The sequence below is a fragment of the Achromobacter sp. genome (assembly GCF_057314935.1).
On the sequence record NZ_DBHKZA010000003.1, the window covers coordinates 1 to 11,754 of the forward strand.

The following is an 11,754-nucleotide window of genomic DNA, read 5'->3' on the forward strand; positions in this document are numbered from 1 at the left end:
GGGCGCGCGCCATCAGCCCAACCCCGACGATGGGCGGCCCACGAAGCGCCATCGACTTACCGACGAAGCTCCATCGAAACTCACCGACGAAGCTCCCCCCCAACCGACCTACGAATACTCCCCTACCTCGAATAAGCCGAAAACTTGGATTTAGATATCGAAGTCGCCGCCACCTGCACATGCGGCGCCAGTTCTGCTTCCACCCGCGCTACCGTCCACCGCGTCGTCGGCACAGAAATATTGATCGCCGCCACCGCCAGCCCCCGATGGTCGATCACCGGCGCAGCCACCGAGATATCCCCCAGCACCGTCTCGTTCACGATGATCGCGTAGCCTTTCTCGGCCACGCGCTGCACGCGATCCAGCAGCTTTTCGGGGTTCACCTCGGTGTACGGCGTAATCGCTTCCAGCCGCGTCTGCGCCAGGATCTCGCGGCGGTGTTCGTCGGATAGCCGGGACAGGATCGCCGTGCCTGAGGCCGTGAAAAATGCCGGCAGGCGGCTGCCCACGGCGATATCCACATTCACCAGATGGTGGCCCGGAAAGCGCGCCACGAACACGATCTCGTGGCCGTCCAGTTCCTGCAGGTTCGTCGTCTCGCCCAGCGTCCGGCTGATGTCCAGCAGATACGGCGACGCCTTGTCGATCAGCTCGTTCGCGCGCACGTAGTTGTACGAGAACTGCAGCACCTTCGGCGTCAGGCCGTAGTTGCGCGTTTCGGGGATGCGGCGCAGATAGCCCAGGGTCTCCAGCGTGTAGACCAGGCGCTGCGTCGCACTGCGGTCCAGGCCGGATGCGCGCGCGATGTCGGCCAGTGTCATGTGGCGTTTCGAGCCGTCGAACGCGTGCAGCACCTGAAAGGCTTTTTCAGTGGAACCGACAAATAGCGAAGACCGGGTCTCGGTCGGCGCCTGCGGTTTTTCCGAGTCGTCGGGGGTGGATTTGCGCACAGGGAACAGCCTATTGAGTTCTAGGGATGCCGCGCAAGCATGGACGCGACGTGGGAGTATGCCGGCCCATCGTCGCGTATTGCGCTTAATTTAATTGTAATTCAATTATTAATAGCAAATATCAATTACTTTAAGCGCTTTCGGCAGTGGGCTTTGCCAACGGCACGCCCGGTTGCGAGGCGGATCGCGTCCCCGGCAACGGATGACAGGATTGCGGGTGATAGGTGTGCACCACCGACAGCTTCACGCGGTCGCTGCGATTGCCCTGCGCCGCGTGCAGCGTGCGGCAATGGAAGAACACCACGTCGCCGGCCTCAAGTTCCGGGCAGACCGCCCGCGCGATCCATTCGGCGTTTTGCGGCGCGTCGTCGCGGAAGAATTTCTTGTCGTCGAACTGATCGGGCGTGAAGGCCGCCGCATGCGAACCCGGGATGAAAGACAGCCCGCCGTTCTCGCGCTTTTCCGGCCCCAGGGCGAGCCAACTGGAGACAAGGTCCGTATCGGAAAACGACCAATACCGGATGTCCTGATGCCAGCCCGTCAAGCTGCCGTAGGCCGGATGCTTGGTCATCACGCAGTTGTGGTGCACTGTGGACAGCACGGCAGGTTCAGCGAAGTAGCTAGCCAGCCATTGGCTGATGCGCGGGTCGGTTGCCCATTTGGCGAACAGGGGGTCGCGCGCATAGGCGCTGAGCAGGCGGCGCACCGTCAGCCCGCCTTCGGCGGTGCGCGACTCGGGCGCGCCAGGGTAGCGCAGGTCGGCTTCGTATTCGATGGGGGCCACATGCTCGTGCAAATGGCGTTCGGCCAGCGCGCGCAGCGCCGCCACCTGGTCGGCGCCGGCGAATTGGCGCGCCACCACAAACCCCTGCTTGCGCAGGACGGCTATCTGATCATCAGGCAGTAACCCGGACATCTCAATCCTCACACCCCGCGGCGGTTGCGAAGCGTCTGCGTGCGGGGCAGGCGCGTACCGGTCAAACACCGGTATACGCGGGGATGGCTAGATTACCAAAGCGCCGGGCACGCCGGCGTCAGGTGGAGGGTGTTTTTTCAACCGGAGGGACAATGGGTGGATGCAGGCGTGCGGCGTCGCGCTCCTGCACTTCGTGGTGCACCCATTCACGCCACACCGCCACCAGCAAGGCCATCAGCACGGGGCCGACGAACAACCCCACGATACCCATGGTCTTCACGCCGCCCACCAGGCCGAAGAAGGTCGGCAGGAAAGGCAGCTTGACGGGGCCGCCCACCAATCGCGGGCGCAGGGTCTTGTCGACGATAAAGAGTTCGACGCTACCCCAGACCATCAGCGCGATGCCGGCAACCAGATGACCGGAGCCCACCAGGTACAGCGACACCAGCGTGAACGAGAGCGGCGCCCCGCCGGGGATCAGCGCCATGAAGCCCGTGACCACGCCCAGCAGCACCGGCGACGGCACGCCCGCCACCCAGTACGCGATGCCCAGCACCAGGCCTTCGCCCAGGGCGATGAGGCCCATGCCGGTGACGGTGGAATTGATGGTGGCCGGCACCACGCGCGAAAAGCGCTGCCAGCGGGCCGGCAGGATGCGTTCGCCCAGCACGTCCAGCTGGGCCACCATGCGGATGCCGTCCTTATAGACGAAGAACAGCGTGATCAGCATGAACAGCACGGTCAGCAGCAGCTGGAACACATTGCCCGTGGCCGCCAGCACCATGCGGTAGATATTGCCCAGATGTTCGCCGCTGACGGCTTCGACCAGCGCGCCCAGCGCGTGGGGCTGGCCGATATACGATTCCCAGTACTGCCCCAGCCGCTCGCCCACGACCGGCATCGACGTGATCCAGTTGGGCACGGCCACGCCGTGGCGGTTGGCCGCGATGGCCCAGGCGAAGAAGGTGCTGGCTTCCTTGATGGCGTATGACAGCGCCAGGCTCATCGGCACGATCAGCACGACGATCACCACCAGCAGCGCCAGCGACGCGGCCACCGCCGTGCGGCCGCCGCAGCGCACGACCAGGCGCTGGTACAAAGGCCAGCTGGCCAAGCCGATGATCAGCGCCGCAAGCGCGGGGACGAGGAAGCCGCTAAGAAAGTAAACCCCTGCCAACAAGACAAGCAGCAGCAGCCAACGGGCGATCAGGTAAGCGGGTAGAACAGGCTGCATAGAGCGGATCGACAGTAAGGGCGTTGTAGGCTTTGACTGTCGGACTATACAGACGTTTCAAGAAATACGAGGGACACAAGCCCTGTATTTACTACGGGGTTTCCCGTGGTTTCCCGGCGTGGCGGGCCGGTTGGCCCGCCACCTCTTCCGCTTACAAGGCGTATTCGGCCGCCTCTTCGCGCGCGCTGCGGCGGCGCGGCGGCGTCGTCGGGAGCACGGCGGGTTCGGTGCGGGGCTGGGGCTGCCCCAGGGTCATCGCGCTGGGCATGCCCAACTGGCGCTGATACACGCCGCAGGTGCCGGCAGCGGGATCGGTTTCGTCACGGCCGCTGAGCAGCGGGCAGCCGGCGAACAATTCCGCCACCCAGTCGGTGAACGCCCGGACCTTGGGCGACAACTGGCGGCTTTGCGGATACAGCACCGAAATCGCCGTGGAGCTGGGCTTCCACTGCGGCAGGATTTCGATCAGTTCACCGGATTGCAGGTGCGGCAAGGCCATATAGCGGGCAACCTGTATCAGGCCGAATCCCTTCAGGCCGCAGTCCAGGTAGGCGCCGGCCTCATTCACCGCCACCGTGCCCTTCATGTCCACTTCCTGGTGCTTGCCGTCCACCTTGAAGTCCCAGGCGCAGTTGCGGCCCGTGCGGCTCATGAAATAGTGCACCGCGTGGTGGTCGCGCAACGATTCGATCGTCTGCGGCATGCCGTGGCGGGCAATATAAGTGGGCGAGGCGCAGGTGACCGTCTGCAGGGTGCCGATGCGGCGCGCGACCAGGCTGGAATCTTCCAGCTCGCCGGCGCGGATCACGCAGTCCACGGCCTCTTGCACCATATCCACGGGGCGGTCGCCCAGGCCCAGCACCAGCTCGACGTCGGGGTATTTGTCGTGGAAATCACACAATGAGGGGATCAGGATCAGCCGCCCGATGCAGGTCGGGACGTCGATGCGCAGCCGTCCCTTCAGGCGCAGCGCCGCTTCCTGGAAACAGGCCTCGGTCTCTTCGACGTCCGCCAGGATGCGCACGCAATGCTGGTAATAGCCCGCGCCGTCCGGCGTCAGGCCGATACGGCGCGTGGTGCGGTTGAGCAGGCGCACGCCCAGAAGGCGTTCGAGGTTCTGGATGATGGTGGTGACGGTGGTGCGCGGAAGCGAGAGGCTGTCGGCCGCCCGGGTGAAGCTATTGGCGTCCACGACGCGCACAAACACCTGCATAGCCTGAAAACGGTCCATGGCGACGGTGTCCTTTTGGGCAAATAAGTCGGGGTGAACGGAGCATAACCCGATTTCGCCGCTGATTAGTCATTTCTGTCGAACAGTGTTGCCGGAATAGAAAGGTTTATCCGGCCCCGCAAAACACTCAGAATGCAAACCATCTTGAAGTGCCCTTGCCTCCCGGCGCCTCCACAGGGCATGTCAATCCTCAGCTTCCGACACCGCAGTGATCCCGCCCCGCCAAGGCGCCCTGCCCAGGAACCGCAACCCTGTTGCATGTTGCATTGCAGCATATGCATATATCCAGCGGACGCTAAGGACTGCCATGCCCCGGACTGCCGGAGCCGCCTCCGCCCCAGGCTCAAACAAGCGCGCTTTCGCCCCTATACCACTCAAGGAAACATCATGGTTTCGCGCAATCGTATCGCTATGCTCGTCGTCTTTGCAGCCGTACTCGCGGCCGGAGGCGGCTATGCCCTGACCCGGGGCCCCGCCGGCGGCAATGTCGCCATGGCGCAAGGCGCCCCCGCCGCCACGCCCGTCGAGGTGGCTGAAGTCGTCAGCAAGACCATCGTGGACTGGCAGCGCTATTCCGGCCGCCTGGAAGCGATCGACCGCGTCGACATCCGCCCGCTGGTGTCCGGCACCCTGACGGCCGTGCACTTCCAGGACGGCAGCATCGTCAAGAAGGGCGACGTGCTCTTCACCATCGACCCGCGCCCGTACGCGGCCGAAGTCGACCGCGCCGCCGCCGCCCTGACGGCCGCCAAGGCCCGCGCGTCGTACACCGCCACGGAACTGGCCCGCGGCCAGCGCCTGCTGACGGACAACGCCATCGCCCGCCGCGACTTCGAGGAAAAGCAGAACGCCTCGCGCGAAGCCGCCGCCAATCTGCAGGGCGCGCAAGCCGCCCTGGACTACGCCAAGCTGAACCTGGGCTATACGCGCATCGAAGCGCCGGTGGCCGGCCGCGTGTCGCGCGCCGAAGTCACCGTGGGCAACGTGGTCGCCGCCGGCGCCACGTCGGTGCCGCTGACGACGCTGGTGTCGGTGTCGAAGATGTACGCATCGTTCGACGTGGACGAACAAACCTTCCTCAAGTACGTGAACCCGGCGCGCAACGGCCGCGCAGGCTCGGTCCCGGTCGAACTGGGCCTGGCCAACGAGGACGGCTATTCGCGCACCGGCTACGTGCAGTCGGTCGACAACCGCCTGGACGCCACCTCCGGCACGATCCGCGTGCGCGCCGAATTCGATAACACCGACGGTTCGCTCCTGCCCGGCCTGTACGCCCGCGTCCGCCTGGGCGGCAGCGACCCGCGTTCGGCCGTGCTGATCGACGAACGCGCCATCGGCACCGACCAGGACAAGCGCTACGTGCTGGTGCTGGACGACAAGAACCACGCCGTCTACCGCCAGGTGAAGCTGGGCGCAAACCAGGAAGGCCTGCGCGTCGTCGACTCGGGGCTTGCCGCCGGTGAGCGCATCGTCGTCAACGGCCTGCAACGCATCCGCCCCGGCGACGCCGTGGCTCCGACCGTCGTGCCCATGGTTGCCGCCAAGGCCGCTCCGGTCAAGACCGCCGCAGCCGAACTGAAGTAAGGCCTGCGCGTCTACAGAGAACGTTCATGAATATCTCAAAGTTCTTCATCGACCGGCCGATTTTCGCCGGCGTGTTGTCCATCCTGGTGCTGCTGGCGGGCCTGTTGGCCATGTTCCAGCTGCCCATTTCCGAATACCCGGAAGTCGTGCCACCGTCGGTGGTGGTGCGCGCGCAGTATCCGGGCGCCAACCCCAAGGTCATCGCCGAAACCGTCGCCTCGCCGCTGGAAGAATCCATCAACGGCGTGGAAGACATGCTGTACATGCAGTCGCAGGCCAACAGCGACGGCAACCTGACGCTGACGGTCAACTTCAAGCTGGGCGTGGACCCGGACAAGGCGCAGCAGCTGGTGCAGAACCGCGTGTCGCAGGCGCTTCCGCGCCTGCCGCCGGACGTGCAGCGCCTGGGCGTGACCACCGCCAAGAGCTCGCCCACCCTGACGCTGGTCGTGCACTTGATCTCGCCCAATGACCGCTACGACATCACCTACCTGCGCAACTATGCGATCCTGAACGTCAAGGACCGCCTGGCCCGCATCACGGGCGTGGGCGAAGTGACGGTGTGGGGCTCGGGCAACTACTCGATGCGCGTCTGGCTGGACCCGCAAAAAGTCGCCCAACGCGGCATGACCGCGTCGGAAGTGGTTGCCGCCATCCGCGAACAGAACGTGCAGGTCGCCGCCGGCGTGATCGGCGCATCGCCCACGCAAGGCGACGTGCCGCTGCAGCTGAACGTGAATGCGCGCGGTCGCCTGCAAAGCGAAGAAGAATTCCGCGACATCATCCTGAAGACCTCGCCCGACGGCGCCGTGACGCACCTGTCCGACGTCGCCCGCGTGGAGCTGGACGCCCAGGAATACGGCTTGCGTTCGCTCCTGGACAACAAGCAGGCGGTCGGCATGGGCATCATGCAATCGCCGGGCGCGAATGCGCTGGATGTCTCCAGCAAAGTGCGCGCCGCGATGGCCGAACTGGAGCAGGACTTCCCCCCGGGCGTGGAATACCGCATCGAGTACGACCCCACGCAGTTCGTGCGTTCCAGTATCGAAGCCGTGGTGCACACGCTGCTGGAAGCCATCGCGCTGGTCGTGCTGGTCGTGATTCTGTTCCTGCAAACGTGGCGCGCGTCGATCATCCCGCTTTTGGCCGTGCCGGTGTCCATCGTCGGTACGTTCGCGCTGCTGCTGGTGTTCGGCTATTCCATCAACGCCTTGTCGCTGTTCGGGATGGTGCTTGCCATCGGGATCGTGGTGGACGATGCGATCGTGGTGGTGGAGAACGTCGAGCGCAACATCGCGGCGGGCTTGAGTCCACGCGACGCGACCTACCGCGCCATGCGTGAAGTCAGCGGCCCCATCATCGCCATCGCGCTGACGCTGTGCGCCGTGTTCGTGCCGCTGGCCTTCATGACGGGCCTGACCGGCCAGTTCTACAAGCAGTTCGCCATGACCATCGCCATCTCGACGGTGATCTCGGCCTTCAACTCGCTGACCCTGTCGCCCGCCCTGTCGGCCTTGCTGCTCAAGAGCCATCACGACAAGCAGGACTGGCTGACCCGTGGCATGAACCGCGTCTTCGGCCGCTTCTTCAACTGGTTCAACAACATGTTCGGCCGCGCCTCCGAGTCCTACGGCTCGGGCGTGTCCGGCGTGATCCGCCGCAAGGCCGGCGCGATGGGCGTGTACGCGGTGCTGGTGGCCGCCACCATCGGCGTGTCGTACCTGGTGCCCGGCGGCTTCGTGCCGGCGCAAGACAAGCAGTACCTGATCGGCTTCACGCAGCTGCCCAACGGCGCCTCGCTGGACCGCACGGAAGCGGTGATCCGCCGCATGAGCGACATCGCCCTGAAGGAACCCGGCGTGCAATCCGCCATCGCCTTCCCGGGCCTGTCGATCAACGGCTTCACCAACAGCTCCAGCGCCGGCATCGTGTTCGTGACGCTCAAGCCCTTTGGCGAACGCAAGGGCGCCGCGCTCTCGGGCAACGCCATCGCCGCGTCGCTGAACCAGAAGTTCTCGGCCATCCAGGACTCGTTCATCGCCGTGTTCCCGCCCCCACCCGTGATGGGCCTGGGCACGCTGGGCGGCTTCAAGCTGCAACTGGAAGACCGCGCCGCACTCGGCTATGCCGAACTGGACAAGGCCAAGCAGGCCTTCCTGGAAAAAGCGCGCCAGACGCCTGAACTGGGCCCGTCGTTCTCCAGCTACGAGATCAACGTGCCGCAGCTGGATGTGGACCTGGACCGCGTGAAGGCCAAGCAGCTGGGCGTGCCGGTGACCGAAGTCTTCGACACCATGCAGATCTACCTGGGCTCGATGTACGTGAACGACTTCAACCGCTTCGGCCGGGTGTTCCAGGTGCGTGCGCAAGCCGATGCGCCGTTCCGGGCGCACGCCGACGACATCCTGCAGCTGAAGACCCGCAACGCCGCGGGCGACATGGTGCCGCTGTCGTCGCTGGTGACGGTCAAGCAGACCTTCGGGCCTGAAATGGTGGTGCGCTACAACGGCTACACCGCCGCCGACATCAACGGCGGCCCGGCGCCCGGCTTCTCGTCCGATCAGGCGCAAGCGGCAGCCGAACGCGTCGCCGCCGAAACGCTGCCGCGCGGGGTGAAGTTCGAATGGACCGACCTGACGTATCAGCAGATCCTGGCGGGCAATGCCGGCTTGTGGGTATTCCCCATCAGCGTGCTGCTGGTGTTCCTGGTGCTGGCCGCGCTGTATGAAAGCCTGACGCTGCCGCTGGCCGTGATCCTGATCGTGCCGATGAGCATCCTGGCCGCGCTGACGGGCGTCTACCTGACGGGCAACGACAACAACATCTTCACGCAGATCGGCTTGATGGTGCTGGTGGGCTTGTCGGCGAAGAACGCGATTCTGATCGTGGAATTCGCCCGCGAACTTGAAATGAGCGGCCGCTCGCCGCTGGAAGCCGCCATCGAAGCCAGCCGCCTGCGTCTGCGCCCGATCCTGATGACGTCCATCGCGTTCATCATGGGGGTGGTGCCGCTGGTGCTGTCGTCCGGCGCCGGTTCGGAGATGCGCCATGCCATGGGGGTGGCCGTGTTCTTCGGGATGTTGGGCGTGACCTTGTTCGGCCTGTTCCTGACGCCGGTGTTCTATGTGCTGCTGCGTTCGCTGGGCGGCAAGCCGCTGCACTCGGCGGCCCCGCATGAAGCGCCGGAGTGCGCCCCGCACATCGACACGAACGCGCCGCCCGCCACGCAGACTCACGCGTAAAGCCGGCAGACGTAAGAGAAGCCAGCGCGTCCCGCCCAAGCCGGCGGGGCGCGCGCCAAAGAGAATTCATCATGATCCAAAGACTGACCCGCGGTTCCGCCTTGCTTGCCGTCCTGCTTGTGCTGGCCGGCTGCGCGGTGGGCCCCACTTACGAAAAGCCGTCTGCCGCCGCGCCGGCGGCATTCAAGGAAGCCGCCCTGCCCGCCTCCGAAGCCGGCACCTGGAAGCCTGCGGAGCCGTCGGAAGACGCGCTGCGCGGCGCCTGGTGGAAGGTGTTCGGCGACGAAGGCCTGAACCAGCTGGAAGACGAAGCGCAACAGGCCAACCAGAACCTGCAGGCCGCCGCCGCCCGCCTGGCGCAATCGCGCGCCCTGCAGCGCGAGGCCCGCGCCGGCTTCTTCCCCACGCTGGACGCGGCCTTCGGCCCCAACCGGCAACGCCCCTCGGCCGTGTCGCAAGGCCTGCCGGACGGCACGTCCACCACCCCGGTGACGACGTGGCGCGCCCAAGGCGCGGTGTCGTATGAAGCCGACCTGTTCGGCCGCGTGGCGTCCACCGCCGACGCCGCCACCGCCGACGCCCAGCAAAGCGAAGCGCTGTACCGTTCGGTGCTGCTGGCCTTGCAGGCCGACGTGGCCACCACGTACTTCCTGGTGCGCGAGCAGGACGCCGAATCGCAGCTGTACAACCAGACGGTCAAGCTGCGCACCGACACGCTGCAATTGATCCAGCGCCGCTACGACGCCGGCGACATCAGCGAACTGGACCTGGCGCGCGCCAAGGCGGAACTCGCGTCCGCGCAATCGGAAGCGCTGGGCATCGACCGCCGCCGCGCCACGACCGAACACGCGCTGGCCGTGCTGTTGGGCCGCGCCCCGTCCGACTTCACGATGCCGCCGCAGCCGATCCAGAAGGTCGCCCTGTCGATTCCCGCCGGCCTGCCGTCCACGCTGCTGGAACGCCGCCCCGACATCGCCGCCGCCGAACGCGCCATGGCCGCCGCCAACTCCCGCGTCGGCGCCGCCAAGTCCGCGTTCTTCCCGCGCCTGGACATCACCGGCGCCTTCGGCTACGAGTCGTCCGACCTGGGCAACCTGTTCCAGTGGTCCAGCCGCACCTTCCTGCTGGGTCCGCTCGTCGGCGCTGCGCTGTCGATGCCCATCTTCGACGGCGGCCGCCGCCAGGCCGGCCTGGACCGCGCCCGCGCCGTCTACGAGGAAGACGTCGCCGTCTACCGCCAGACCGTGCTGAACGCGTTCCGCGAAGTGGAAGACAACCTGGCGAACCTGCGTATCCTGGCCGACCAGACCAAGGCGCAAGACGCCGCCGTCGAAGCCTCGGCCCGCGCCGCCAAGCTGTCGCACACGCAATACCGCGAAGGCTCGATCAGCTATCTGGACGTGATCGAAGCCGACCGCAGCGTCCTGCTGCAACAACGCGTGGCCGTGCAATTGAGCGGCGAGCAAGCACGCTCGGCAGTCGGCCTGATCCGCGCGATCGGCGGCGGCTGGGAAAACCCGGTTCCGCCGGACGCGGTGGCGGCGAAGTAAGCGCAAGATCCGAAAGGACAATAAAAAAGCGCGTCAGGCGTCGGAGTGAATCCCGATGCCTGACGCGCTTTTCCTTTCCGCAGACAAAGAAGTCGGTCTGGCGGCGCACGCTTATCGGCGATACACCTCACGCCGATTACCTACCTTGACGACAAGAACACAGAGCGCCTGATGCTCGATGCTGGCGATGATCCTGAAATCGCCGACTCGATACCGCCACAAGTCACCCAACTTCGGACCCTTCAATGCTTCGCCAATGCTACGCGGATCGTCTAGCGGAGCAACGCGCTCTCGCAGAAATGCCGTGATCCGCATGCTGCGGGTCTATCGAGTTTGGACAAATCACGCGCGGCCGCGCTGCTCAGCTTAATCAGCCAGGCCAAGTTTCTTTTCCGCCTCCTCTAGGGTGTAGGTCTTGGACTTTCCTTTGCGGACGGCGTCCAGCTCACGCTCAGCCAAATAGCGATCTTCAAGGTCCTCAAGACCACTCACGATCAACTCGCGCAGGTAATACGCCTTGCTGCGCCCCGTGACTTCCGCCAGATGATCAAGCCGCTGCTCAATCATCGGATCAAGCCGAATAGATGTAGGCATACCCCCTCCCACTGAATACATGTATTCATTGTATCCACAATCATCCCACCAGCGCGCAGCGCACCCTGCCACAACGCAAGACACCGCGTAAGCCCCCGAAGGCCGCCTGCGCGGCCGGCCGGGCGGCGGGCCCCGCAAGACCCTCCACCCCACCCCGCCGGTACCCAAGAACCTCAAGCACCCCACTCGCCCCGGCGGCCGGGAAATTGCCACTGACAGAGCCCGGCGCGGCGGTGGCCTGCGGTGCGCGGGGAGTCGATGCGCCCAAGGGAATCTGAAGGCAGTTGCCGTAGGCAACAACGAAGATGACGCAGGGGCCGTCCGGAGCGAAGGCTCCGGACCGCAATCGTTGACCCGCGCACCGCAGGCCACCGCCGCGCCGGGCGCCTCAAGAACCGACAACTACCCCCGAAGATCGAGATACCGCCTCGCCACCCGATACCCCACAAACAC

Annotated in this window: 9 protein-coding genes; 3 read left to right on the top strand and 6 right to left on the bottom strand. The window is 65.5% G+C overall.

Annotated features, from left to right (window positions below; translation table 11 throughout):
- Positions 1–122 precede the first annotated feature (122 nt).
- The 4 genes from ACO6D5_RS01485 to ACO6D5_RS01500 all read right to left on the bottom strand — a co-directional run bounded on the left by ACO6D5_RS01485 (position 123) and on the right by ACO6D5_RS01500 (position 4,331).
- Positions 123–950: an IclR family transcriptional regulator gene (locus ACO6D5_RS01485; RefSeq protein WP_485824443.1), complete on the bottom strand. Its 828-nt coding sequence runs from the start codon at positions 948–950 to the stop codon at positions 123–125.
- Between the two features lie 130 nt (positions 951–1,080).
- Positions 1,081–1,866 (bottom strand): phytanoyl-CoA dioxygenase family protein, encoded by a 786-nt coding sequence (locus tag ACO6D5_RS01490; RefSeq protein WP_315847507.1) that lies wholly within the window; start codon positions 1,864–1,866, stop codon positions 1,081–1,083.
- 118 nt (positions 1,867–1,984) lie between these two features.
- Positions 1,985–3,100: an AI-2E family transporter gene (locus ACO6D5_RS01495; RefSeq protein WP_315847506.1), complete on the bottom strand. Its 1,116-nt coding sequence runs from the start codon at positions 3,098–3,100 to the stop codon at positions 1,985–1,987.
- Positions 3,101–3,251: 151 nt separating this feature from the next.
- Positions 3,252–4,331: a LysR family transcriptional regulator gene (locus tag ACO6D5_RS01500; RefSeq protein ID WP_485824444.1), complete on the bottom strand. Its 1,080-nt coding sequence runs from the start codon at positions 4,329–4,331 to the stop codon at positions 3,252–3,254.
- 387 nt (positions 4,332–4,718) lie between these two features.
- On the opposite strand from ACO6D5_RS01500, the gene ACO6D5_RS01505 reads away from it, so the two are divergent.
- From ACO6D5_RS01505 to ACO6D5_RS01515, 3 genes are all read left to right on the top strand, one after another.
- The gene (locus tag ACO6D5_RS01505; protein WP_315847415.1) at positions 4,719–5,915 is read left to right on the top strand and encodes an efflux RND transporter periplasmic adaptor subunit; all 1,197 of its coding nucleotides are present in this window, start codon (positions 4,719–4,721) and stop codon (positions 5,913–5,915) included.
- A 26-nt stretch (positions 5,916–5,941) separates the two neighbouring features.
- On the top strand, positions 5,942–9,157 hold the full coding sequence (locus tag ACO6D5_RS01510) for an efflux RND transporter permease subunit (protein ID WP_485824445.1): 3,216 nt from the start codon (positions 5,942–5,944) through the stop codon (positions 9,155–9,157).
- A 71-nt stretch (positions 9,158–9,228) separates the two neighbouring features.
- Positions 9,229–10,707: an efflux transporter outer membrane subunit gene (locus ACO6D5_RS01515; RefSeq protein ID WP_315847413.1), complete on the top strand. Its 1,479-nt coding sequence runs from the start codon at positions 9,229–9,231 to the stop codon at positions 10,705–10,707.
- A 111-nt stretch (positions 10,708–10,818) separates the two neighbouring features.
- Here the strand turns inward: ACO6D5_RS01515 and ACO6D5_RS01520 are convergent, their stop codons facing one another.
- Positions 10,819–11,022, bottom strand: coding sequence for a type II toxin-antitoxin system RelE family toxin (locus tag ACO6D5_RS01520; RefSeq protein WP_485824446.1), 204 nt, complete (start codon positions 11,020–11,022; stop codon positions 10,819–10,821).
- 51 nt (positions 11,023–11,073) lie between these two features.
- Positions 11,074–11,301 (bottom strand): type II toxin-antitoxin system RelB family antitoxin, encoded by a 228-nt coding sequence (relB, locus tag ACO6D5_RS01525; RefSeq protein ID WP_485824447.1) that lies wholly within the window; start codon positions 11,299–11,301, stop codon positions 11,074–11,076.
- Positions 11,302–11,754 lie beyond the last annotated feature (453 nt).

Excerpts from the sequence above, each read along its gene's own strand:
- ACO6D5_RS01490 (WP_315847507.1), bottom strand. The coding sequence starts at position 1,866 with ATGTCCGGGTTACTGCCTGATGATCAGATAGCCGTCCTGCGCAAGCAG.
- ACO6D5_RS01495 (WP_315847506.1), bottom strand. The coding sequence starts at position 3,100 with ATGCAGCCTGTTCTACCCGCTTACCTGATCGCCCGTTGGCTGCTGCTG.
- ACO6D5_RS01500 (WP_485824444.1), bottom strand. The coding sequence starts at position 4,331 with ATGGACCGTTTTCAGGCTATGCAGGTGTTTGTGCGCGTCGTGGACGCC.
- ACO6D5_RS01505 (WP_315847415.1), top strand. The coding sequence starts at position 4,719 with ATGGTTTCGCGCAATCGTATCGCTATGCTCGTCGTCTTTGCAGCCGTA.
- ACO6D5_RS01510 (WP_485824445.1), top strand. The coding sequence starts at position 5,942 with ATGAATATCTCAAAGTTCTTCATCGACCGGCCGATTTTCGCCGGCGTG.
- ACO6D5_RS01515 (WP_315847413.1), top strand. The coding sequence starts at position 9,229 with ATGATCCAAAGACTGACCCGCGGTTCCGCCTTGCTTGCCGTCCTGCTT.
- ACO6D5_RS01520 (WP_485824446.1), bottom strand. The coding sequence starts at position 11,022 with ATGCGGATCACGGCATTTCTGCGAGAGCGCGTTGCTCCGCTAGACGAT.
- relB (WP_485824447.1), bottom strand. The coding sequence starts at position 11,301 with ATGCCTACATCTATTCGGCTTGATCCGATGATTGAGCAGCGGCTTGAT.